The organism is Bacillus sp. EB106-04-04-XG123, assembly GCF_058791855.1.
This window is the reverse complement of sequence record NZ_JBYTDZ010000005.1, coordinates 50,844-74,219: the sequence shown is the minus strand read 5'-3', so window position 1 is coordinate 74,219 and position 23,376 is coordinate 50,844. Positions and strand designations below refer to the sequence as shown.

Below are 23,376 nucleotides of genomic sequence, written 5' to 3'. Positions count from 1 at the left end.
TAAAACGAATATTATATAAATTGTTTTGTAATAATGTTCGTAAATGGAGGATTTTATGTTTCAGTTAAAAGAAAATCAAACCAACATAAAGAAAGAAATCATCGCTGGTATGACGACATTCTTTACCATGGTCTATATTGTTGCCGTCAACCCAGGAATTCTTTCAAAAGCAGGTATTCCTTTTGACCAAGTCTTTACTGCAACAATCATCGCTGCTGTCGTCGGTACGCTCTGGATGGCACTATTTGCAAATTATCCGATTGCCATTGCACCAGGCATGGGGCTGAATGTCTATTTCACCTTTACCGTTGTCGGCGGTGGCGGCATCAGCTATCAAACAGCGTTTAGTGCGGTATTTGTTGCTGGTATACTCTTTATTATTTTATCGTTAACATCCCTTAGAAAACAACTGATTCAAGCCATTCCAGATAATTTAAAGTACGGCATTACAGCAGGAATCGGGCTTTTCATTGCGTTCATCGGCCTCCGTCAGTCTGGAATCATTGCTGCTGATCCAGAAAACCTTGTGAAGCTTGGCAATTTAAGCTCGCCTGTTGTCGTTTTAACGCTTGTCGGCTTAATGATTTCGGTTATATTAATGGTTCTGCAAATAAATGGTGCACTGTTTATCGGCATGTTAGCGACTACATTGATTGCGCTCGCAACAGGCCAGCTTCATTTCCCTAAAATGCTGATGGACGTCCCTGCACTGCCTGAAGGCATGCTGATTACCAATCCAATCGCTGCCTTTGGTGATGTGTTCTCTCATCATTTATATGCTGTCGTCTTCTCCTTCTTACTGGTGACGATTTTTGATACAACAGGCACTATGATCGGCGTTGCCGAACAAGCCGGATTAATGAAAAACGGCCAGCTGCCAAAAGTGCGCAGAGCCCTGCTCGCTGACTCTGCTGCAACAACGGTTGGTTCTATGTTTGGTACAAGTCCAACCACTGCTTATATTGAGTCATCATCAGGCGTTGCTGCTGGCGGAAGAACTGGGCTGACTTCTTTAACAGTCGCTGCACTGTTTATTGTGGCATTATTTTTTGGCCCGCTCGTTCAAGCGATTTCTTCTTTACCATCCATCACATCACCTGTTTTAATCATTGTTGGCTGCTTGATGATGAACTCGGTGTCACGCATTCGCTGGAACGAACTAGACGAAGCATTCCCTGCTTTTCTTGTCATTCTTTCAATGCCGCTGACTTCTAGTATCTCTACAGGAATTTCACTTGGATTTATTTCATATCCGCTTGTGAAATTGGCGAAAGGGAAATGGAGAGAAGTACATGTGCTTGTTCTCATCTTTGCGGTGTTATTTTTCATTCAGCTCTTTTTCTTAGAAGGATAACAGAAACAGAAAAGGCACATCCTTACATGGAATGTGCCTTTTTTGCCTTCACTGTATTTTTTATTTTGTAAATCTTCTGAGTTTATTTTTCGAACGTTTGAACGTGACAGCTTCTATCGTATCCCTTATCATTATTGGGTTGTAACCGGATTCAAATCATGATATATACCATATTTCATTTCATGAAGACAAGTTTAAAAACACGTAAAGTTGACTTTTTGGTGGAACTAGATGCATAATAACGTGTATAATAGAATAAAACATTAAGAAACACGAACATTTACCATTGTTGCATGTCCTTATTTCGCAGTTTTAGTGTAGTAAGTTGTGGTTAGTCAAGTCCATCCGATCTTATTGATAGGGAGTGGTTTTTTGAAACCTTCAACAAACCGTATGATGACTCGAATTAAATCAGTTTATATGTTCATTCAAGAGAAAGGTCTTGTGACGACACAAGAGCTGGTTGATGAATTCGGGATCACACCTAGAACCATTCAAAGAGACTTAAACGTGCTTGCCTATAACGATCTTGTTCATAGTCCAAGCAGAGGCAAATGGGAAACAACGAGAAAAAAAGTAAAAATATCATCTTAAGCGTATAATGAATTGTCCATATAACAAAAAGAACCGGCGATATGCCGGTTCTTTTCTTTTGCAGATTGTTGACAAAGGGCTAAAATGATTTTTATTTTAGCCCTTTGTCTTCTTTTCAGCGTGATAGAAAACCTTTGAAGTCTAGGAAGAACGAGCACTGGCGCGGAGCGAATTTAACATTCGTGAGCACCAGCGCGCAGGACTGACAAAGAATGCGAGGGTTTGTCTACACGCTGAAGAACCGGCGATATGCCGGTTCTTTTCTTTTGTTCTTATGTTATTCACGATTCATTAAGCTGTCTAATTCTTCATCCGTCAATTCACGGTACTCTCCAGGTGCTAGATCTTCATCTAATGAAACAGCCCCCATCGTGAGCCTTTTTAAAAAGATCACTTCATTTCCCACCGCTTGGGCCATCAGCTTCACTTGATGGTACTTCCCTTCAGTAATCGTCAATCGGATGCGTGTATCTTCCTCTTCATTCGCATCTACTTCGACCTTCGCCGGCTTCGTGTGATAATCATCTAAGATAACAACACCCTCTTCAAGACGCTTAATGTCTTGATCACCTAAAGGATATTTCAAATGAACTTCATACGTTTTTGGCACATGCTTTTTTGGAGAAAGTAATTGATGAGCAAGCTGTCCATCATTTGTGAGGAGAAGGAGACCGACCGTATCCTTATCCAGTCTCCCCACAGGAAATGGCTCCCTTGCGATATCCTCCGGCTCGAGTAAATCCACAACCGTTTCATCCCGCAGATCTTCAGTTGCTGAAATCACCCCGTCCGGTTTGTTCATCATTAAGTAAATGAATTCTTTATATTCTACACGCTCTCCGTGTACGAGCACTTCATCATTTGATGGATCAACATGATCTTTCACCTGCTTCGCCATTTCTCCATTCACTGTGACCGCCCGGGCCTTGACAAGCTTTTTCACATCTTTTCTTGAACCAAAGCCGCTGTTAGCAAGTAATTTATCAAGCCTCATGAATATCTACCTCTTCTTAACTCTTTTTTCTTAAAAATTTCGGCATACGGCTGCCAAGTACACGTTCTAGTAATCCCACCTTATAAGATAAGAACATATACACACCGCCGCCAGTGATCATGGAAATCAAAATGACGATACCCGCTTGTACAATTCCGCCTTCATAAGAAATCACTTGGTTCACAAGCTGACTTGTCATAAATGCCACCACACCCATGATCGCTGTTAAAATGCCAATCAGAATAAAACGTTTGAAAATTCTGCGGAACGAATAGCCGGCATGTCGTTTAATCATGATAAACATATACAAGATAGACGCACTGTAGCCTAATGCTGTTGCCAGTACAGAACCATTTCCTTGCAGCCAGCTGATCAGCGGGATGTTTAGAACCGTTTTAATAATGATCCCTAACAAAAGACTAACGATGGCAAATTTTTGTTTGTTAATCCCTTGCAGAATCGCTGCATTAATGGTGAATAAAGAAAACAATAATGCAACAGGTGCATACCAGAACAAAATGGAGATCCCAATCTCAGGGTGAACCGATGGATAGAAGAACCAATAAACCGGTCCAGCCAATGCCGAGATACCAAATGATGCAGGCAGCACGAAAAATAGAACGCCTTGCATCGTTTGGTCAATTTGTCGGTTTAATAATTTATAATTTCGTGATGTAAAAGATTCTGTGATAGTTGGAATTAATGTTAAACCAAATGCCGTCGCTAATGATACTGGAATCATTACAAGCTTAGGTAAATATAAAGTAACTATAGAAAGTACTGCAGTACTTATATCTTTAAAACCAGCATTAATCATTGCTTTATTAATAGTATTAGTATCAATGTAAGAATATAGAGGAATAGCTAATCCAACAAAAACATATGGAGCAGCATAACTAAATAGCTCAATAAATATTTTTTTATATCCAAGGCCTAAATTTGGCCCAGAATTAGGCTGCATCGCAAGTAATTTATCTTTCCGCTTGATCCAATATACATATAACGTGAATAAACCTCCAAAAGAACCAATCAGAGCAGCAAAAGTAGCATATCCTACTGCGATGACAAGCCCCCCGTTAAGCACCTTTAAAATGACATAAGTTGCCGTCAACAAGAAGATAATTCGGACTATCTGTTCAACAACTTGTGAAACTGCTGTTGGACCCATCATTTGATGCCCTTGGAAAAACCCACGTATAAGACCCATAATCGGGACAACTAAGAGAGCCAAACTCACCATTCTAATTACATATGTCACTTGGTCAACCGTTAGTCCACCAGTTTCGGTTGATCCACCGAGCTGTATCTCAGCAAAAATTGGGGCTGATAAATATAAAATACTAAAAGCAATGATACCTGAAACAAGCATGACAGACATGCCGGCTCTAAACATTTTTCGTGTTGTCTCAAAGTCACCAATCGCATTATATTTTGAAACAAATTTAGACACTGCTGCTGGAAAACCCAGAGTAGCAATGCTAATGAAAATCGTAAACTGATTGTATCCATATTGAAATAGCGCACCACCAGTAGCTCCAACCATTGCGCTAAATGGAATTAAATAAATCATACCAAGAATACGAGAGAGATACGTCCCTATCGTTAAAACCAACGTACCACGAAGCAGTTTATTAGACATGCGCTTAACCACCATTTTTCTAATGAATATTCAACTTAACTATTTTACCACATCAATTCAACACACAGGTAACAAATCCAATACTGAAGTCACAAAACCAATCAATTCATATTTCAGCCTTCCCTAATCTTCGTTATAATAGAAAAATGACTGAAAGTAGAAAGAGGAATGTAACATGAAACATTATGATGTCATTGTCATTGGCGGCGGACCTTCTGGACTGATGGCCGCGATTGCATCAGCAGAGCATGGCGCTACTGTTCTGTTAATTGACAAAGGAAACAAACTTGGCAGAAAGCTGGCCATTTCTGGCGGCGGACGGTGTAACGTCACCAATCGCCTTCCAGTAGAAGAAATCATCAAGCATATTCCCGGAAACGGCCGTTTTCTATATAGTGCATTTTCTGAGTTCAACAACGAGGATATTATTTCATTTTTTGAAAACCTTGGCATTGAACTAAAAGAAGAAGACCATGGACGTATGTTCCCTGTATCAAACAAAGCACAATCTGTTGTGGATGCCCTTCTAGACAGGCTCCGCGCCCTCAATGTCACCATTCGAACGAACGAAAAGATTAAAACGGTTCTGTATCAAGACGGACAAGCAGCTGGAATTGTTACGAATAATGATGAAAAAATTTCAAGTAAGGCTGTCGTCATTGCTGTCGGCGGAAAAAGTGTACCGCATACCGGCTCTACTGGTGACGGCTATGCATGGGCAGAAGCAGCAGGTCATACCATTACAGAGCTTTTCCCAACAGAGGTACCGGTCACATCAGATGAACGATTTATTAAAGAAAAAGTGCTTCAAGGTCTTTCTTTAAGAAGTGTGGCTGTCAGTGTTTTAAATAAAAAAGGGAAACCCGTCGTCACACATGTCATGGATATGATCTTTACTCACTTTGGTTTATCGGGTCCAGCTGTTCTTAGATGCAGCGGATTTGTTGTGAAAGAATTGAAAAAGCAGCCGGCAGTCCGCCTGCAAATTGACTTATATCCGAAGCTGAATGACGAGGAGCTGTTCCAAAAGCTTCATCGTGACCTAAAAGATGAACCGAAGAAAGCCATTAAAAATGTCCTCAAGTCTTGGATGCAAGAACGCTATTTATTGTTTCTATTAGAACGGAACGGTATTGATCCACAAGACACATTCTCTGGTCTAGCCAAGGATAAACTGCGTGCATTTGCCCATGATTGCAAACATTTTATTGTGCATGCAAATGGTACACTATCCTTGGACAAAGCGTTCGTGACAGGAGGCGGCGTTTCTGTGAAGGAAATTGAACCGAAGAAAATGGCGTCTAAAAAAATGCCCGGTCTTTATTTCTGCGGAGAAATTCTAGACATCCATGGCTATACAGGCGGCTACAATATCACGTCAGCACTTGTGACAGGCAGGCTTGCCGGCATGAATGCTGCACTAGAAGCAAAGGAGAGAGTTCAATGATCAGACGTGCACTACCGATTGTTCTTGCGGTCGTTATTAGTTTGACAGCCGCTGTTTTCTTGAAGCTGTCGATTTCCCCGTTAAAAATCGCTATTGTTTTGGTGTTTACCATTTTCGCTGTATGTTTAAAAGAATATGTCTACCGTCTTCGCAAACGAATTGAGGAAAAATCGTCTTCCCATATCGATAGTTGATAAATGGAAGCAAAACATGTTACGGTAAAGTAGAGGTCGAGTGAGAAGCTCGCCTCTTTTTGTTTGAAATAAGTTGAGTTAGGGGATATTAAGCTAAGTCCTCTGCTTAAACGTGTAGAACAACAGGAGAGTGAGATGGTGTGAAAAACGTATCAAGTGTATTTTGGATTGTGATTGCGATCACATTTGTTGCCGTGATGTGGGGAGCGTTTTCTCCAGACACATTGCAAAATGTCACAGATCAAATTCAAACATACATTACAAATGACTTTGGCTGGTATTACTTGTTAGTGGTATCACTGCTTGTCGGCTTTTGTCTATTCTTTATCTTTAGCCCAATCGGTAAGATTACGCTAGGAAAACCGGGGGAAGAGCCTGAATTTGGTCTATTTTCTTGGTTTGCTATGCTATTTAGTGCCGGTATGGGAATTGGTCTTGTTTTTTACGGAGCAGCTGAACCGATCAGCCACTATGCTATTCAGTCACCAACAGGGGATACTGAAACTGCACAGGCCTTCCGCGATTCCCTTCGCTATACATTTTTCCACTGGGGGCTTCATGCATGGGCGATTTATGCCATTGTTGCACTTTGCATTGCTTACTTTAAATTTAGAAAAGATGCACCTGGCTTAATCAGTGCAACGCTGCAGCCTGTTTTAGGAAATAAAACGAATGGATGGATCGGAAAAACCATCGATTGTATTGCGGTATTTGCAACTGTAGTTGGTGTTGCGACAAGCCTAGGATTAGGTGCAGCACAAATAAACGGTGGGTTGAATTATCTTTTTCATATTCCAATTGCCTTTAGCACACAATTGATCATTATTATCATTGTGACGGTGCTTTTCCTTGCATCTGCTTTGAGCGGAATTGGAAAAGGCATTAAATACTTAAGTAATATCAACATGGTATTAGCAGCTGTTCTGATGTTTTTCTTACTTTTGGTAGGTCCAACTGTTTTTATCTTAAATTCATTTACTGACTCGATTGGACAATACTTATCCAATATCGTTCAAATGAGCTTCCGTCTATCTCCTAATGATCCTGAAAAGAGAGAATGGATTAATGGATGGACGATCTTTTATTGGGCATGGTGGATTTCTTGGGCACCATTTGTCGGGATCTTTATCGCTAGAGTGTCACGCGGGCGAACGATTCGCGAATTTTTAGTGGGTGTCTTAGTCGCTCCTTCTATCCTAGTTTTCCTATGGTTCTCGATTTTCGGTGTATCTGCAATGGACTTACAGCAAAAGAATATTGTCGATGTAGCAGGTCTATCAACTGAAACGATGCTCTTCGGTGTGCTTAATGAATATCCGCTGGCGATGATTACATCGATACTAGCACTCATATTAATCGCCGTATTCTTTATTACATCGGCTGATTCAGCTACATTTGTGCTTGGAATGCAGACAACCTACGGGTCATTGAATCCTTCTGGCAGTGTCAAAGTCAGCTGGGGCATTATCCAATCTGCTGTTGCTGCTGTACTTTTATTTTCAGGGGGACTCGAAGCCTTGCAAAATACAGCCAAGCTCGCAGCCTTGCCGTTCTCCGTTGTCATCATATTGATGATTGTCTCGCTGTATAAATCACTAAATGATGAACGAAGAATCATCAAACAAGCCAATCAAGTCAATAAACCAAGAAGTCCAAGAGTAAAAAAAGCATAATCGCAAGCAAGAAAAAGCCGTTCCTCATCCGAACGGCTTTTTTCTATATACACAATTTAAGATTGTCTGGAGCTTGAGGATTCCTTTAAAATAGTGTTGAATCATCACATTCTACATAATGGAGGTTTATATGACGTTACCTACGTTCAAGTACAACCCAGATCCAGTTTTGTTAAACGTGATTAAAAAAGAGCATACGACATGTCCTGTTTGTCAGAAAGAAAGAGATTATGTGTACCATGGCCCTTTTTATGCTGTTGAAGATGTGGAGGGAATTTGTCCTTGGTGCATTAAAGATGGATCAGCGGCTAAAAAATACAATGGAACCTTTCAAGATGATGCGAGCTGTGATGACGTCGATCAAGAGGAATATATCGATGAGCTGATCTTCAGAACGCCAGGGTACCGCGGATGGCAGCAGGAATATTGGTTAAGTCATTGCGGAGATTTTTGCGCAATCGTCCAGTATGTCGGCTGGAAGGAGATTGAACATCTAGAGGAAGAACTCGCCGAGGATATCGAAGACATTTGCAGCGGCGAAGGATTGACGAAAGAAAACCTAAAGCAATGGCTCGTCAACGGAGGAGACTTACAAGGCTACCTCTTCCAATGTGTTCACTGCAACAAGCACCGTTTATATATTGACGCCAGCTAACCAAAGAAAAAGGACCCTTCAAGCAGGTCCTTTTTTTGAAACCGTCTATTTTTTATATAAAATGAGTGCAGAAAAACAGTAGAGCTGTTCCCCTCCCTGCTCACAGATCACCGCTACATTGTACTTGATGTCAATGATTTGGTCGTCATCCATTCCTTTTAAAAAATGATTGATTTCACTCTGCAAATCTTTCTCATGCTCTTCATCAAATACAGCTACCTTTAGCACCTATGCCACTCTCCCTTCTCTCGCTACTCTATCTTTATGCACATAGAGAGAGGCATATGAACAAAAAAACCTTTCATCCTATCGATGAAAGGCCTTCTGTTTACAGCTTCGGTTTTGTTTCTCCTGTCCAAGCAAGCATCCCACCAACAACATTGGTCGCTTGGTAGCCTTGATCTTCTAGGTAATAGCAGACATTTTCACTACGTTTACCAGAGCGGCAAATAATATAATATTCCTGCGTTTGATCGAATGCATCCAGCTTCTCAGGGATATCTCCCATTCGAATGTGGATCGCTTCCGGGATCATCCCTTCTGCTACCTCTTCATCCTCACGTACATCGACAAGCTGAATGGCGTCTTCCTGCTCAAGCTTTTGTTTTAATTCTTCTATTGAAATTTCTTTCACTGACACGAGTCTCATCTCTCCTTTTCATCACGGTGACACCATTATAGCAGATGGTTCACTTCACTGCGTATTCACCCGCTTCGATTGAAGGAAAGACGGCAGCAGCTTCTTCACTTCGGCTGTCTCGTGCTCACTTTCAAACTCTACCTTTTTAAAGACTTGATAGGCCAGCCACATATGACCGTAGGCAAGTATGCTCACACTAAAAAATGGCACGATTCCCGGTAAATAAGCAAACAGAACAAACAGCACAGCCGAGAAAACAAGCATAGAGAGTGTATATTGCAAATATGACACACCCAGCAGAAGAGAGAATTTCAGATAGAGACGTTTTTTCCAATCATAATGAGCAAGCAGCGGAAAAATATAAAATAAGCTCACAATAAACAGAAAACCAAAAATATATATAGCAAAGCGAAGCACATGTAGGGACCAGCTCGTCGGATAAATATAAGCAAGGTCGACATAAATAATCGTTCCAATGATGAACAGCACCACTCCAATCATGTTAGAGCGGACAAACTCCTCCCGGTATACCTTCCAAAAAGTGCGGAATACATTGACCTGCTCATGCCCTTGTATCCACTTTCTCATCACGGAAAATAACGCAGTAGTCGCAGGCATCAAGCCAAAGATCCCAAGCCCTAGGATAGTGAACAAAAGCCATAACAAATTCGTATAGGCGAGTCTCATCACCCACTCACACATCCTCAGCATTCTGCTCATTGAACCATCATGATCCATCTCTTTCCCCTCCTCTCTTTCTCTTTAAACCTTCTCTTTATGAAACAATTCATCAATTTCAATTGGGCGTTTTTCTGCGGCAGATCGCCACATGCCTTCTCCAAGAGCAATCGAATAAGCACCAGCCTCTGCACCTGCTAAAATGTCGTAGTGAATCAATGGATCTTTTCCTATAAATAAATCAGCCAAAAGCAGAGGATCTCCTCCGCCATGTCCGCCTGGCTGCTTGACGACTTCAATTGTCTCCTTTGATCCAAACATCGGGTAATAAGAAATTGTTTGTTCTGGGAATTGAAAAGGAATTCTTGATGGCACATGAAACTCATTTGTTTCAATACGCCCCTTCGTCCCATTAATAGCCAGACGATAGCCTTCATATGGGGCGGAGAATTGAATCGAATAGCTGAGCAGAGCCCCTTGATCATAAGCGACTGACGCCACATATGTATCCTCAATATCAATTTCCTGATCAAAAATGCACGCATCCGGGCGATAATTTGAGTACTGCTGCGTTTGCTCCTGACCGGATTCAATATGGTCGTCCTCCACCTTCGAGCGCTCAACCCGCGGATTCCACCTTGCTTCATAATGACAGATATCCTTCACATGACATGTTCCGCAAAATCTATTTTCCTCCCCGTGCAAGGGATTCCAAGGGCTTTCGCTGCCGTAATAGTTCAGCGCCCCGTAGGCAAATACTTGCTTCGGCTTTTGATCAATCCACCAGTTGACCAGATCAAAATGATGCGTCGACTTATGAATAGACAGTCCGCCAGAGAATTGACGTGTACGGTTCCACCTTTTGAAATAACTAGCACCATGATACGTATCAATCAGCCAGCTCAGTTCAACGGATGTGACCCTTCCAATTTTCCCGTCTAGAATCAGTTCTTTTATCTTTCGATGGAAGGGATTGTAGCGATAATTAAAGGTGACCGTGACCTTTCCTTTACTTTCCGCCTCTTTTTCCATCACTTTTTTGGCGTCTTTTGCTGTTGTCACCATCGGCTTTTCGGTGATGACATCTAGATCATGGTCAAGTGCCTGCATGATATACGTGACATGTGTATCATCCCTGCCTGCCACAATGACGATATCTGGTTTTGCTTTCTTGACCATCTGATCAAATGCATCTTCATGAAAAAACGAAACGCCCCGGAGTGATGGAAAACGCTCCTGACAAAGTGTATACCGCTGATCATCTATATCTAGGAGCCCTGTAATCTTATACTGCTCATTGAAATCCTCTGTAAGCGGTCGAATAAACATATTGAACGCACGATGACTCAGCCCGCAAATCACGACCCGTTTCACATTCCTCACCCCATTTTCTATTGGTTTTCACGAAGCTGTTTCATAAGAGATAGCGCCTCTTTCGTCTTGTCAGCATACACGGGAATAAAAGCGACCATATCTCGATGTAATTGAAAGGTATAACCGTTGAGTTTTTTCGTTCCTTTATTGATTTGTACCGCATAATCGACCGTTTTCCCTATCTTTTTGTCCTCGACCGTATATGGTCCTGCTGCTTGATCGCCTATTTCCATCTCTTCCAGCAGCTGAAAGCTTTCAGGATCATCATACGTTCTAAACATTTCTTCTGGGACAAGCATCACGTCCCCCTCTTTTGAGGTAATTTCAACAAGAAGCTTTTCAGGAACCGCCGGAAAGATGTGGACGCTATAAGTCTCTTGTTCCGGCTGAAAAGCCTTCTCCGCTAATTGATCCTTCATTCCTTTTGACATATCAGAAAAAATCAGGACATCGATACCGTTTGTTTTCCCCTGACAGGCAGATAAACAAAAGGCAGCGATGAAACTGATGAGCCATACGACGGCTCTTTTTTGCCTTCTCATGCCTTTTGAAAAACAGACAGCTTTTCTAGCTCAGTTAACGCCATAATAAAAGCGCCTGCCCCGTGCAAGTCATTTGTGCTCCGCTCTCTTCCAACGTAATAATCATAAAATCCCGCAGATGTTCCAATACAAATATCGTTGATGGTAAAATCACCATTTTCTTTCTCATCCGTCTTATGCTGAATCAAGCCTTGATATGCTTTGACCACATGATCAACATAACGGAGTCCCACATACCCTTCATTCATCGCCTTTGCCATGGCGTACATGAATAAACACGATCCCGAGCTTTCAAGCCAATTGTCACTGTGATCTCCTTTATCAATGATTTGATGCCAGAGACCTGTCGTTTGATCCTGGTACTTTGCCACACTTTCCAGCATGTCTGTCAGTGTTTCCTTCCACACTTTCCGCCTTTCATGTTGCTCGGGCAGGTCTTCGATCATATCTGCTAATGCAAGGACATACCAGCCAAACGATCTTGCCCAAAACTCTGGGGAACAGCCGGTCTTTTGATCAGCCCATGGCATCGTTTTTCGTTCATCCCACGCGTGATAATATAGACCTGTTTGTTCATCTTTCGTATGCTTTCTCATGAGATGCTCTTGATGGATGACCATTTCCACAAGTGACTCTTCACCTTTAAGCTGAGCATACTTTAAGGCAAAAGGACCGCCCATGTAGAGACCATCGAGCCACATTTGATAAGCATAATTATCTTTATGCCAAAATCCGCCCTCAGACGTGCGGTTTAGCGTACGATAAAGTCCGCGCAGCTTCTCCGCTGCGAGCACATACCGCTTTTCTCTCGTTCGTTCGTAAAGAGGGAATAAAATGAGCCCTGCTTGTATGGCATCAAGCTCATCCCTGCGAAATAATAGATTTCCGTACTCATCAATAAGTGAGTCCGCATAGTTTTTCACATAATCGAAATAAGCCTCGTTCCCTGTTGCCTCATATAGCTTCATAACGCCGCAAAGGAAAACCCCTTGATGATAATGCCACCTTCCAGCTGGCGGCAGCTCAATCGGTGTATACGCTTTCATAATGGTTTGTGCTAATTTCTCTGCATGCTCAAGCGGTGATCCCTTTTCAATCGATAATGTCATTCTTCCTCATCTCCCTTTTTAATAAATACCTTCTTCCCCGAATTTCTTCGCTAAACGGTTTGCCAGCATGACCAAAATAAGTCCAACGGCTGCTTTAAATAAACCAACAGCGGTACTATAGCTGAATTGTCCTTGCTTAAGACCTGCTGTATAAACGTACGTATCAAAAATCTCCGCTACTTCCCGGTTCGTTGCGTTCAGTAATAGATAGACATGCTCAAAGCCAAGCTCAAGCGTATCACCAATTTTCAAAATAAGCAGAACGACAATGACACTTTTGATGGCAGGAAGTGTGATGTGCCACATTTGTCTCAATCTCCCCGCACCATCCATTTTTGCTGCTTCATATAGCTGCGGATCTACCGCTGTAATCGCCGCAAGGTAAATGATCGTCGACCAGCCTGCTTCCCGCCAAATCACCTGTAAAATGTACATCGGTCTAAACCATTCCTGACTAAGAAGGAAGTTAATCTTTTCCCCTCCAAAGAAAGCAATCAATTCATTAATTAACCCGCCATCTACTGTTAACAAAACAAAAGATAAGGACACGACAATGACCCATGACATGAAGTGAGGGATATAAATCATCGTCTGTACAAATTTCTTAAACAATGCCAATCTCACTTCATTTAAAAGAAGGGCTAATAAGATCGGAATTGGAAAGAAAATCACAACATTCATGGCAAATAAAATCAGCGTATTTTTTAATAAGATGAAAAATGTTGGTTCTGTAAACAAGCGAATAAAGTGTTTGAAGCCAACCCACTCACTGCCAAGAATACCGAGAAACGGCTGGTAATCTTGAAAGGCAATGATGAGCCCCCACATTGGCACATATTTAAAAACAAGAAAATAAATGAGCCCCGGCAAAATCATTAAATACAAAAACTTTTGACTAAGCAGTTGATTAAGTAAGCGCTTTCTTTTTTCGTTTTTCAAAGCTGCCGCAGGCACACCCTTGGCAGTGACATCCTCTGTTTTCATTGATAAAGCCTCCCCTCATGCTGATGCATGTGTTAACTGTATCTTAAGGATGAAAAATCCGTCTACAATCATATCAACAGATCATATTTTCATAGGTGAAGCTACTCAAAACGTTACATAAAACATAAGAAAATGATCCTAATCTCAGAAAATGATTATTGACAAACCTACCAGATTTTTGGATTAATAAATTAAGGGGAAAAGATTGTTTCGTTTGAAATGGGGGGTTTTATGAAAAGAAGGCAGTATAAATTTTATTACAAGCTTGTGACGTTTTTTTTCATACTTAGTACGATTCCTGTTATCATTGTCGGTATTTTTTCTTATCAGCATTCGCAAAAAACAGCACTTGAAAATATCTCAAATGAAAAGCTCGACAGCGTCAAACAAACGCAATCCAATATTGAGCATATTTTAAAAACGGTTGATCATTCTCTCACTCACTATGTCAGTTCGCCACCTCTCCTTCAAACACTGGCAGAACCTTTAAATCCAGACCAATTCCAGCTTTATAATCAAGTACAGCAGGAACTGAACTACCTGCAAACCTTTGACACCGACCTTTCCAATATTACACTCGTCAGTAAAATGGAAGACTGGTACATGAACAATTCGGGGCTTTATCATGTTACAAGCGAAGACCAAGAAAAAGCGCTGACCTCTTACCTCAATATACCAAGTCACTCCAGCTGGGCACTTGAAGAGAATAATCCACTTGTTGCGACTAAAGAAGGTAAAGCATCCTTTTGCAAATACAATGTGAATTTAATCAAACAACTGCCTATGAACAGCGTTCAAAAAAAGGGAATCGCTGTCGCCAGCATTCCAAGCTGCGTGATTGCTGATAACATGCCTGACTTCTCTCAATCAGATAGCATGTTTGTTATCGATACAAACGGAAAAGTGCTGCTACATAATCGCAAAGAACAAATTGGTGAATCGCTGAAACATCAAGATTTCGTCAAGCATGTGCTCTCACTTGAAAAACGATCAGGACAATTTGATATGAAGATCGACGAACTCAACTATCAAATCACATTTCAAAAATCAGATTATAATGAATGGACGTACCTATCCTTTGTTTCTATTCCAGAACTTAAGCAGCAAACGAAATCAATCGGGTGGATTACCTTTATTATCTGCACTATTTTGTTAGCGCTTTCATTACTATTTTCATGGTTTGGTTCCAGACACTTTTATAAACCAATCCGCTTATTATACGAGTCATTTGCACGCAATGAATCATTTTTGCAAAAACAGCCTTTTCAAAATGAATTTGAGTTGATTGAATCAAGTATTAAACAAATGAAAGATCAAAACAATGATTTAGAGGAACGGATTGAGCAGCAAGTGACACACTTACAGCAATACTTTATGGTACGGCTGCTGCTTGGAAAGCTGACAGATGAAGAAGTAAACAATCGGTTCCAAAGCTTAGGCTTTCCCCAGGGCTGGTCTCATTTGTCCATGCTTGTGACTCAAATCGATACGTTAAAAGGAACACCTTATGAAAAAAAAGATGCTGATTTGCTTTTATTTGCGATCAATGGACTGATCGAGCAGATTATTCCGCAAGAGGAACACCTTCAGCCAACCGTTGTCAATGAACATCAAACAACGATTATCCTTAACCACTCAAAATCAGACGAAGAGTTTACTGAATATTTAAATCAATTAGCAGAAACCATTCAGCAGCGTATCGAAGAAGAGCTCGGTTTATCGATCAGCATTGGGATCAGCCGCCAGTTTAAGGAGCTTACGATGGCAAAACACGCTTACATTGAAGGAAAAGAAGCCTTAAAATACAGACTCAAAGCAGAGAAAAAATCCATTATCTTATATGAGCATATCCAGCAAGGAAAGACGTTCAAAACCCATTTTCCAAAGCAGCTGCAGCATGATTTATTTGATGCGGTGAAAGCTGGCGATCAAGGCAAAGCGGATCACTATTTACATGTGCTCCTGCAATCCATTTTCTCTAAAAATGCAGGACCGCACGAATACCAGATCGCCCTCGCTCGTTTTTTAAACAATTTAATTGAGCTGATGCATTTGCTGGGTATTGAATTATTTGAGGTAGAAGACAACAAAATGCTCTATGATACGATTTTTGAATTTAAAACCTTTGAAGATACAGAAGCATGGCTGAAACATGAGATCATCCGGCCAATTATTGACCAGCTTGCTGCACGTGAAGACTCACAATACAAAAACATCTCAGAAAAAATCATTCATATTATTCATCAAGAATTCGACTCAGATCTCACCTTGGATGAAATCGCCACACGCCTGCATTACAATCCCAATTATTTAAGCAGTATTTTCAGAAAGGAAATGGATATCTCCTTTAGTGAATATCTCTCTTCCTACAGACACCATGTCGCTAAAAACTGGCTTGTAGAAACCGATATGTCCGTCAAAGAAATTTCGGAAAAACTGAAATATAAAAACCCGCAAAATTTCATCCGATCCTTTAAAAAGTTGGAAGGCACAACTCCTGGTAAATACCGTGACCAGAAAAAAGGCACGTAAGACAAAGAGTCCCGCTCTCACACGAAAGCGGGGCTCTTTTATTTAAACTGTTCATTTAAGATGCTGTCTTCCAGCACTGAAAGCGGCTCTCCATACACACGTTCAATATGAGCTGCTCCCCAATCGCATAGCGCATTGAGAATTCTTTCGAGTGACTGTCCGTATTCACTTAATTCATATTCCACTTTAGGCGGCACCTGTTCATAGACAATCCGGTTAATGACGCCATCACTTTCAAGCTCTCGTAGCTGCTGCGTCAGCATTTTTTGTGTGATGTTTGGCATAAGCCGCTTCAATTCGCTCGTACGTTTTTTCCCGTGTGTCAAATGACATAAAATCACACACTTCCACTTCCCGCCTATGACATCAAGCGTTGCTTCCACAGAGATATTATATTTTTTCTTTTCCATCGAATATTCACTCCTCTTTGTACGAACAGGCACTTTTTAGTACCTATATTACAAAAAAGTACGTACTTTTTTTTTCGTCATCTATGTTAGATAATAACTCTTGCCGATCGGCTTCGTCTATCAAAATGTCATCACAGAAGGATGTGAACTTACTGATGAAGAACAAGCAAAACCATTTTGCTCTGCTCGCACTAGCGATTAGTGCTTTTGCTATAGGAACAACTGAGTTCATTAGTGTCGGTCTTTTGCCAATGATCTCAGAGGACTTTGGAGTGAGCGTCAGTCAGGCGGGCTGGACTGTCTCTTTATATGCACTTGGTGTGACATTTGGTGCGCCTATATTGACTTCCCTTACTTCCACGATGAAAAGAAAGACATTGCTTTTGCTCATTATGCTCGTCTTTTTGGTTGGTAATACACTTGCCACCATTGCCCCGACTTTTTCAGTGCTGTTAATCGGCCGGGTGATTTCAGCCTTGTCCCATGGAATCTTCATGTCCATTGGCTCTACGATTGCTGCAAGCCTTGTCGTGAAAGAAAAACGGGCAAGCGCCATTGCCTTTATGTTCACTGGTTTAACAGTAGCGACTGTGACAGGTGTGCCATTCGGGACATTTCTTGGTCATGAGTTCGGCTGGCGGACATCATTTGGTGTAATTGTGATCATTGGTCTGATCGCACTGATATCCAACTATTTTCTTGTTCCGTCTCAATTAAAGCAGGGTGTGAAAACATCTTTTAAAGATCAAGCTGTCTTATTAAAAACAAAAAGAATCTTGCTTTTATTTGTCATTACAGCCACAGGGTACGGAGGAACCTTTGTCGTCTTCACATATTTATCTCCTCTCTTGCAGCATGTCACAGGTCTTGCGCCTGGGGCTGTGGCGTTGATCCTGCTTTTATACGGCATCACGATCGCAGCTGGAAATGTCATTGGCGGAAAAGCTGCTAATGCACAGCCAATGAAAGCACTGATCTATATGTTTATTATCCAAAGCATCATCTTGTTTATCCTTAGCTTCACTGCAGGATTCACAGTATTAGGCATTGGAACCGTCATGCTGATGGGTCTGTTTGCTTTCATGAATGTACCTGGACTGCAAGTAGCCGTCGTTGATTTTGCCGAAAGATACACCCCTGGAGCAGTCGACGTCGCATCTGCTATGAATATCGCTGCCTTTAATGCCGGTATTGCCATTGGCTCATTTTTAGGCGGCATCGTGACAGATTCACTTGGTCTTGTGCATACAGGCTGGGTCGGCGGCATCATGGTCCTCATCGCAGCCATTCTTACGATGATCAGTTATCAAATGGAACAAAAAGAACAAATACAAACCAACTAAAGGAGTTTTTATTATGGAACATTTACAAAGTACAAAAACATTAAACAATGGAGTCCGCATGCCAGGCTTTGGCCTTGGTGTATTCAAGGTGGAAGATGGAGCAGAATTAGTTGATGCTGTCAAAACAGCCATTCAATTAGGCTATCGCAGTATTGATACAGCAGCTATTTATGGAAATGAAGAAGGTGTTGGACGAGGCATACAGCTTGGTTTAGCAGAAACAGGACTGCGCCGCGAGGACATTTTTGTCACATCAAAAGTGTGGAATGCCGATTTAGGATATGAATCTACCCTTCATGCATACGAAGAAAGCTTGAAAAAACTTCAGCTTGACTACCTTGATCTGTATTTAATTCATTGGCCAGTTGAAGGAAAATACAAAGAAGCTTGGCGTGCACTGGAAACCTTGTATCGTGAAGGAAAGGTCAGAGCCATCGGAGTGAGCAACTTCCAGCCGCATCACTTAGACGAGCTATTAAAAGATGCAGAGATCAAACCAGCTATCAATCAAGTAGAATTTCATCCAAAGCTAACGCAGGAAACACTCTATACGTATTTGAACTCTCATGGCATTCAAATGGAAGCTTGGTCACCGCTGATGCAGGGTGAACTGCTGCATCACCCGCTGATCACAGAGCTGGCAGACACGTACAGTAAAACACCTGCTCAAATTATTTTGCGCTGGGATGTACAAAAAGGTGTCATCACCATCCCAAAATCAACGAAAGCACATCGTTTAAAAGAAAACGCTGATATATTTGATTTTGTCTTAACTGATGAGGATATGAAACGTCTTTCTGACTTAAATGAAAACAAACGTATCGGTCCAGATCCAGACAACTTCGACTTTTAATCAAAACACCCCCGCTTTTTTGCTTTGCGGGGGTGTTCCTATTGATCATTTTGATTTTTTAAAGGAAGCCTCATATTCTTCTATGATTTTATTCCCACCATTTGATTTCCATTTCTCTACATCTTTCTGAAATTGATCTTCACTGATGTCTCCAAGAATGAACTTATACGTCGCATCATCGATGATTTTCTTCAATTCGTTTCCACGCTCTGATGCTGTTTCTGAATACAGGCTTTCAGCAGGATTGGCAACGATGATGTTTTTATTGTCTTCTTCTAGCTCTTCATATTTAGAACGAACTGCATCCCCTTTATTTTTCAAGTAACGTTTATCAATTCCTACAAGACTGACAAGTGGCTGGACATCTGTCTGCCAGCCTTTCACTTGGCTTTCTTCCCTGACAAATGTATTTCCTTCTTCTTTCTTATAATGCTGGCCATCGATACCGTACGTCATGAGACCATACACATCTTCTTCAGCAATGCGGTCAAAGAAGGCCAAAATCCGCTTTAATTCTGCCTCTGATTTCACGCTTGTTTTAGGGAATGCGAAGATGCCATTATGACCACCTGATGCCCACACACGTTCTTTGCCATCTGGGCCTTTGATTCGGTTGATAATATCTACTTTCATGTTTTTATCTGTCGCATCATCTCGCAGGTTCACGGCATCTACCATATTTCCAACATAGATGCCTGCTTTTCCTTGTGAGAATAATTCCTGCTGCTGTGTTTTGCTTGTCACTGGGAAGTCTTTGTTGATATAGCCATTATCACGCAGCTTTTTCATGTATTTCATTGTATTCATATATTCATCTGTCATAAAGTCTGGCGTGAATTTCCCGTTTTCTTCTTTCCAGTCTGTAGGCATACCTTCATATGAACCAAGTGTTTTAAATGCTCCATAAATTAAATCGTTCCGATCCGTAAAGCCAATTGTATCCGCTTTTCCGTTTTGATTCGGGTCTTTTTCAGTAAAGGCTTTGGCTACTTCATATAGATCATCCAATGTTTTTGGTGTATCCAAATTTAAATTTTCAAGCCAATCCTTTCGAATGACAATCCCTTGTCTTGAAAGTGGTCTTTCTCTATAGATGCCATAAAGCTTGCCGTCTATAGAGGCGTTTTTATTAATCAGTTCGTTCATCTTACTTAAATTTGGATAATCCTTTAAATACGGACCGACTTCCCAGAACATGCCTGATCTGAACGCATTAATCGCAGACGAATTTTTAATGTCTTGAATCGTCACAATTTGCGGCAAATTCCCTGCTGCAAGTGCGGAATTTAACCGATCTTCCTTCACAGCATCAGGCACCCATGTAATATCAAGCTCTGTATTTGTGAGCTTCTCAATCTCTTTTAAAACGGAATCCTTCGGCGGCTGCTGATGATATAAAATTGCCATCCATGTCAGCTTTACCTTTTTGTCTAAATCAACCTTCTCATCTGATGAGTTTGCCCCTTTACTTGAACATGCTGACAAAATACCACTTGCTGCAAATAACAGGACAAACGCAATCAGCCATAATTTCTTTCTCCCCATAAGATCCCTCCGTTGTTCCATCATTTTAACCCTTTACAGAACCTAGTAATGCCCCTTTGTTGAAATGCTTTTGAATAAATGGATAGACAAGCAGAACCGGAATGGTCGCCACAACAATGACAGCCATTTTAATCGTTTGGTCTGGCGGTGGTGTGGATGAGCCCATATCCGACATATCTCCCTGCATTCCGCTTGAGACAATGACAATCTGTCTCAGCAGCACCTGAATCGGCCATTTCACTGAATCATTTAAATACAGAATGGCGGTCATATACGTATTCCAATACGTCACGGCATAAAAAAGTGAAATGGTTGCAATGGCTGGCAAAGAAAGTGGCAGCACAATTTTAAAGAAAATCCCTAAATCGTTACAGCCGTCCATCTTCGCTGATTCCTCAAGACTTGCCGGTATGTTTTGAAAAAAGTTTTTCAAAATGATTAAATTGAACGCATTGATTGCAACCGGTAAAATAAGTGACCAATACGTATCAAGCAGACCAAGTGTTTTCACCACAATAAACGTCGGAATCATACCTCCGCTAAACAGCATCGTGAAGACAACGAGAAACATCAGTGTTCTCCGGCCTTTTAGCTCCTGGCGAGACAGCCCGTATGCCATAAGCGAGGACAAAAACATGCTGACAGCTGTTCCAACAAGCGTTACAAGAATGGACACAATGAGGCTGCGATACACAATATCTGTAGAAAAAATGTATCGATATGCCTCTAAAGAAAACGTCGTTGGGAACAGGATAAACTTCTTCGTGATGACCTCTTCTACTGTTGCAAAAGAGGCGGCAATGACATGAATGAACGGAAGCACACATATTAATGCGAACATGAGTAGAAAAGAGTAATTAAATAAATTGAACAATCGGCCTTTAATAGAACGATCTATGTTCATCACGCCCTTTCTTTGAAAGCGTTATCATTTCAACTGAAAGTAAGCTGCAGCCTGTGACGATATCGTGATTAAAATGTAACAAACGGGGGAAGAAAGCGTCTATAATCATCTTGACAGTCCAACTGGAAAGATCATGTCAGCCGTGCTTTTATGCTCATGAAACAAAAGAATAAGATCATTAGCTCATGACATGATTATGCCCTATGCCTGATCATTTTCTTCGAGTATTTCCGTCGTATTGACATCTGGTTTGTAGCCTAACTCCTGCTTCGTTTTCTCAGTAGACCATGGCTTTCCTTCATTCTCTGATACAGCATAATAGGTCCCAAAGGGAATATCCGATTCAATCGCTGCCTTTGTCATACCTGCAAGATCCTCATGTGACAGCAGTGTTCTTTTTGTTCTTTGCTTTTTGTATAATGCCTTCATCTCATCTGTCACAACTGTTCCAATCCGTAAGTTGATGACAGACATTCCCGTTTGATCGTGGAACAAACGCCCCAACTGTTCGGAAGCAAATTTTAAAATGCCATAGACATTTTTAGTCGCAGGCACATCGTCAGTTGTAATCTGCCGTCCAAGTAAGGAGCGTCCATCCTCTTCATAACGATCAGTCACATGGTTGCTGCTTGCAAAAATGACTTTTTGTATGCCAAGCCGCGCGGCTGACCGAAACATATAATAGGTACTCCTCCAAAAAATATCAGTCATTTTTGCAAATTCTTCATGATCCATCACATCATGCGTCATGTCAATGTTTAGAAGATGCAAGATGACATCTGTATCCCGCGGAATTGCCTCATATACATTCTGTTCATTCGCTGCATCGGCTAAAATGACTCCTTCTACACAGCTCGTCAGATCAATAATCGTGACACTGTACTCAGTAGAGAGCGCTTTTGTTAAAAGGCGTCCAATTACACCGCATCCGCCAATGATGGTGATTTTTTTCATCTGTCTCCTCCTTTCTTTTGACGTAGTATGTCCAAGCGTTTTCTTGATTACAGCCACTTTTTCAAAAATCGTGTCGCCTCGTGACGCATAGCGGCTGTTTCAAAATGACCTGCATGAAGATGGGCAAGCTGATATCGTTCTTTCAATGAAGCAGCTTGATAGGTTTGACTCAATACCTTTTGAATCCTTCCAACGCCTTCAGCAGGCGTGAGCTGATCAAGTTTTCCAACTAAGCTTAAATGCGGTCTTGGAAAAATCATTTCTTGAATGTCCGCTGCTGTAAAATACTTTGCTAATCTCGGTACATAGTAATAAAAGCCATGCCTATCCAAATTGTTCGTTTCAATTAATGTATGATGATCCACCTGTGCGCAAAGATCGATACACACACTGACCCTCTCATCAAGTGCAGCCGTCCACCAGGAAAGGAGACCGCCCATTGACATCCCAAAGACAGCTAACCGGTCCGCCAGTACATCAGATCGAGACATCAAATAATCAATCGCACACATGCTTTCATAGAGCATCATGCCCCACATCACTTTTCCTGTTAAAAGCATTTCCTTAAAAATTTCACTTTCTGTTCTTCCCCTTCTCTCACCAAACCCTGCATGATCAATGGCCAGTACACTATATCCTTTTGACGTAAACTCTTTTGCATATGAAGGCGCTTGCAAATAATGAGCACCCTCTAACAGCTCTTCCTTCCCGTTGACATAATTACCGCCATGAGAGTGCTGAAACAGTACTACGGGTCTTTTTTTCACCGTATCCTTCGGTTTCACGAAATAAGCAGGGACTTCCTCTACACCATTCATGGAGAGAATGAGTGTTTCCACTACATAAGATTCACGTTCCTCCATTTTTAACGTATAAGCCTCCACGCGATGACGCTCTGGCATTTCTCCTAACAGACTGAGCAGTTGTTCACGTTTGCTTTCCTTTTCCATTGACGTCA

23 protein-coding genes are annotated in these 23,376 nt (G+C 41.4%); 9 read left to right on the top strand and 14 right to left on the bottom strand.

Translation table 11 applies throughout. The features are described from left to right. The first annotated feature begins 55 nt into the window (after positions 1–55). Positions 56–1,354: an NCS2 family permease gene (locus tag AC3WTB_RS15360; RefSeq protein WP_039180738.1), complete on the top strand. Its 1,299-nt coding sequence runs from the start codon at positions 56–58 to the stop codon at positions 1,352–1,354. Between the two features lie 372 nt (positions 1,355–1,726). Beyond that, positions 1,727–1,948 (top strand): DeoR family transcriptional regulator, encoded by a 222-nt coding sequence (locus AC3WTB_RS15355; protein ID WP_008356419.1) that lies wholly within the window; start codon positions 1,727–1,729, stop codon positions 1,946–1,948. A gap of 277 nt (positions 1,949–2,225) precedes the next feature. On the opposite strand, the gene AC3WTB_RS15350 is transcribed toward AC3WTB_RS15355, so the two are convergent. Next, positions 2,226–2,942, bottom strand: coding sequence for a pseudouridine synthase (locus tag AC3WTB_RS15350; RefSeq protein ID WP_369879859.1), 717 nt, complete (start codon positions 2,940–2,942; stop codon positions 2,226–2,228). Between the two features lie 16 nt (positions 2,943–2,958). Continuing rightward, complete coding sequence (locus AC3WTB_RS15345; RefSeq protein ID WP_039180744.1) at positions 2,959–4,581, bottom strand: putative polysaccharide biosynthesis protein; 1,623 nt, start codon at positions 4,579–4,581, stop codon at positions 2,959–2,961. Positions 4,582–4,756: 175 nt separating this feature from the next. Here AC3WTB_RS15345 and AC3WTB_RS15340 point away from each other — a divergent pair, with 175 nt between their 5' ends. From AC3WTB_RS15340 to AC3WTB_RS15325, 4 genes are all read left to right on the top strand, one after another. After that, positions 4,757–6,028: a BaiN/RdsA family NAD(P)/FAD-dependent oxidoreductase gene (locus AC3WTB_RS15340; RefSeq protein ID WP_058838208.1), complete on the top strand. Its 1,272-nt coding sequence runs from the start codon at positions 4,757–4,759 to the stop codon at positions 6,026–6,028. After that, positions 6,025–6,222: a hypothetical protein gene (locus AC3WTB_RS15335; RefSeq protein WP_099663549.1), complete on the top strand. Its 198-nt coding sequence runs from the start codon at positions 6,025–6,027 to the stop codon at positions 6,220–6,222. Before AC3WTB_RS15340 ends, AC3WTB_RS15335 begins: the two co-directional genes overlap by 4 nt. A gap of 140 nt (positions 6,223–6,362) precedes the next feature. Continuing rightward, complete coding sequence (gene opuD / locus AC3WTB_RS15330; protein WP_126681454.1) at positions 6,363–7,895, top strand: glycine betaine transporter OpuD; 1,533 nt, start codon at positions 6,363–6,365, stop codon at positions 7,893–7,895. Positions 7,896–8,025: 130 nt separating this feature from the next. Continuing rightward, positions 8,026–8,550, top strand: a complete 525-nt coding sequence (locus AC3WTB_RS15325; RefSeq protein WP_492333935.1) for a CbrC family protein — start codon at positions 8,026–8,028, stop codon at positions 8,548–8,550. A 45-nt stretch (positions 8,551–8,595) separates the two neighbouring features. Here the strand turns inward: AC3WTB_RS15325 and AC3WTB_RS15320 are convergent, their stop codons facing one another. From AC3WTB_RS15320 to AC3WTB_RS15290, 7 genes are all read right to left on the bottom strand, one after another. After that, the gene (locus AC3WTB_RS15320) at positions 8,596–8,778 is read right to left on the bottom strand and encodes a sporulation protein Cse60 (RefSeq protein WP_024424881.1); all 183 of its coding nucleotides are present in this window, start codon (positions 8,776–8,778) and stop codon (positions 8,596–8,598) included. 100 nt (positions 8,779–8,878) lie between these two features. Then, a complete protein-coding gene (locus tag AC3WTB_RS15315) occupies positions 8,879–9,190 on the bottom strand; it encodes a rhodanese-like domain-containing protein (RefSeq protein WP_024424882.1) in 312 nt (103 codons plus the stop codon). Positions 9,191–9,244: 54 nt separating this feature from the next. Continuing rightward, a complete protein-coding gene (locus AC3WTB_RS15310) occupies positions 9,245–9,928 on the bottom strand; it encodes a YesL family protein (protein WP_039180757.1) in 684 nt (227 codons plus the stop codon). 24 nt (positions 9,929–9,952) lie between these two features. Next, the gene (locus AC3WTB_RS15305) at positions 9,953–11,242 is read right to left on the bottom strand and encodes a Gfo/Idh/MocA family protein (protein ID WP_212040135.1); all 1,290 of its coding nucleotides are present in this window, start codon (positions 11,240–11,242) and stop codon (positions 9,953–9,955) included. A gap of 17 nt (positions 11,243–11,259) precedes the next feature. Further along, positions 11,260–11,784 carry a lipoprotein YteS gene (locus AC3WTB_RS15300; protein ID WP_212040136.1) on the bottom strand — a complete coding sequence of 175 codons (525 nt, stop codon included), beginning with the start codon at positions 11,782–11,784 and terminating at the stop codon, positions 11,260–11,262. Further along, entirely contained in the window at positions 11,781–12,893 is a 1,113-nt protein-coding gene (locus tag AC3WTB_RS15295; RefSeq protein WP_492333934.1) for a glycoside hydrolase family 88/105 protein, read from the bottom strand. The genes AC3WTB_RS15300 and AC3WTB_RS15295 overlap by 4 nt, the downstream gene beginning before the upstream one ends. A gap of 18 nt (positions 12,894–12,911) precedes the next feature. Beyond that, positions 12,912–13,877, bottom strand: coding sequence for an ABC transporter permease (locus AC3WTB_RS15290; protein WP_047203508.1), 966 nt, complete (start codon positions 13,875–13,877; stop codon positions 12,912–12,914). 231 nt (positions 13,878–14,108) lie between these two features. On the opposite strand from AC3WTB_RS15290, the gene AC3WTB_RS15285 reads away from it, so the two are divergent. Then, positions 14,109–16,409, top strand: coding sequence for a helix-turn-helix domain-containing protein (locus tag AC3WTB_RS15285; protein WP_492333933.1), 2,301 nt, complete (start codon positions 14,109–14,111; stop codon positions 16,407–16,409). 38 nt (positions 16,410–16,447) lie between these two features. Here the strand turns inward: AC3WTB_RS15285 and AC3WTB_RS15280 are convergent, their stop codons facing one another. After that, a complete protein-coding gene (locus AC3WTB_RS15280) occupies positions 16,448–16,819 on the bottom strand; it encodes a winged helix-turn-helix transcriptional regulator (protein ID WP_034322520.1) in 372 nt (123 codons plus the stop codon). 155 nt (positions 16,820–16,974) lie between these two features. On the opposite strand from AC3WTB_RS15280, the gene AC3WTB_RS15275 reads away from it, so the two are divergent. Then, positions 16,975–18,162, top strand: coding sequence for an MFS transporter (locus AC3WTB_RS15275; protein ID WP_327842270.1), 1,188 nt, complete (start codon positions 16,975–16,977; stop codon positions 18,160–18,162). Between the two features lie 10 nt (positions 18,163–18,172). Further along, entirely contained in the window at positions 18,173–19,015 is an 843-nt protein-coding gene (locus tag AC3WTB_RS15270; protein WP_180272432.1) for an aldo/keto reductase, read from the top strand. Between the two features lie 45 nt (positions 19,016–19,060). Here AC3WTB_RS15270 and AC3WTB_RS15265 read toward each other — a convergent pair whose 3' ends face one another. From AC3WTB_RS15265 to AC3WTB_RS15250, 4 genes are all read right to left on the bottom strand, one after another. Continuing rightward, positions 19,061–20,560: an extracellular solute-binding protein gene (locus tag AC3WTB_RS15265; RefSeq protein ID WP_039180784.1), complete on the bottom strand. Its 1,500-nt coding sequence runs from the start codon at positions 20,558–20,560 to the stop codon at positions 19,061–19,063. A gap of 25 nt (positions 20,561–20,585) precedes the next feature. Continuing rightward, positions 20,586–21,446, bottom strand: coding sequence for a carbohydrate ABC transporter permease (locus AC3WTB_RS15260; RefSeq protein ID WP_087976618.1), 861 nt, complete (start codon positions 21,444–21,446; stop codon positions 20,586–20,588). Positions 21,447–21,665: 219 nt separating this feature from the next. Then, positions 21,666–22,418 (bottom strand): NAD-dependent epimerase/dehydratase family protein, encoded by a 753-nt coding sequence (locus tag AC3WTB_RS15255; protein WP_047203513.1) that lies wholly within the window; start codon positions 22,416–22,418, stop codon positions 21,666–21,668. 47 nt (positions 22,419–22,465) lie between these two features. Beyond that, positions 22,466–23,368, bottom strand: a complete 903-nt coding sequence (locus AC3WTB_RS15250; RefSeq protein WP_039180794.1) for a dienelactone hydrolase family protein — start codon at positions 23,366–23,368, stop codon at positions 22,466–22,468. Positions 23,369–23,376: the final 8 nt, after the last annotated feature.

Excerpts from the sequence above, each read along its gene's own strand:
- AC3WTB_RS15360 (WP_039180738.1), top strand. The coding sequence starts at position 56 with ATGTTTCAGTTAAAAGAAAATCAAACCAACATAAAGAAAGAAATCATC.
- AC3WTB_RS15350 (WP_369879859.1), bottom strand. The coding sequence starts at position 2,942 with ATGAGGCTTGATAAATTACTTGCTAACAGCGGCTTTGGTTCAAGAAAA.
- AC3WTB_RS15345 (WP_039180744.1), bottom strand. The coding sequence starts at position 4,581 with ATGTCTAATAAACTGCTTCGTGGTACGTTGGTTTTAACGATAGGGACG.
- AC3WTB_RS15340 (WP_058838208.1), top strand. The coding sequence starts at position 4,757 with ATGAAACATTATGATGTCATTGTCATTGGCGGCGGACCTTCTGGACTG.
- AC3WTB_RS15335 (WP_099663549.1), top strand. The coding sequence starts at position 6,025 with ATGATCAGACGTGCACTACCGATTGTTCTTGCGGTCGTTATTAGTTTG.
- AC3WTB_RS15325 (WP_492333935.1), top strand. The coding sequence starts at position 8,026 with ATGACGTTACCTACGTTCAAGTACAACCCAGATCCAGTTTTGTTAAAC.
- AC3WTB_RS15310 (WP_039180757.1), bottom strand. The coding sequence starts at position 9,928 with ATGGATCATGATGGTTCAATGAGCAGAATGCTGAGGATGTGTGAGTGG.
- AC3WTB_RS15300 (WP_212040136.1), bottom strand. The coding sequence starts at position 11,784 with ATGAGAAGGCAAAAAAGAGCCGTCGTATGGCTCATCAGTTTCATCGCT.
- AC3WTB_RS15295 (WP_492333934.1), bottom strand. The coding sequence starts at position 12,893 with ATGACATTATCGATTGAAAAGGGATCACCGCTTGAGCATGCAGAGAAA.
- AC3WTB_RS15290 (WP_047203508.1), bottom strand. The coding sequence starts at position 13,877 with ATGAAAACAGAGGATGTCACTGCCAAGGGTGTGCCTGCGGCAGCTTTG.
- AC3WTB_RS15285 (WP_492333933.1), top strand. The coding sequence starts at position 14,109 with ATGAAAAGAAGGCAGTATAAATTTTATTACAAGCTTGTGACGTTTTTT.
- AC3WTB_RS15280 (WP_034322520.1), bottom strand. The coding sequence starts at position 16,819 with ATGGAAAAGAAAAAATATAATATCTCTGTGGAAGCAACGCTTGATGTC.
- AC3WTB_RS15275 (WP_327842270.1), top strand. The coding sequence starts at position 16,975 with ATGAAGAACAAGCAAAACCATTTTGCTCTGCTCGCACTAGCGATTAGT.
- AC3WTB_RS15265 (WP_039180784.1), bottom strand. The coding sequence starts at position 20,560 with ATGGGGAGAAAGAAATTATGGCTGATTGCGTTTGTCCTGTTATTTGCA.
- AC3WTB_RS15255 (WP_047203513.1), bottom strand. The coding sequence starts at position 22,418 with ATGAAAAAAATCACCATCATTGGCGGATGCGGTGTAATTGGACGCCTT.
- AC3WTB_RS15250 (WP_039180794.1), bottom strand. The coding sequence starts at position 23,368 with ATGGAAAAGGAAAGCAAACGTGAACAACTGCTCAGTCTGTTAGGAGAA.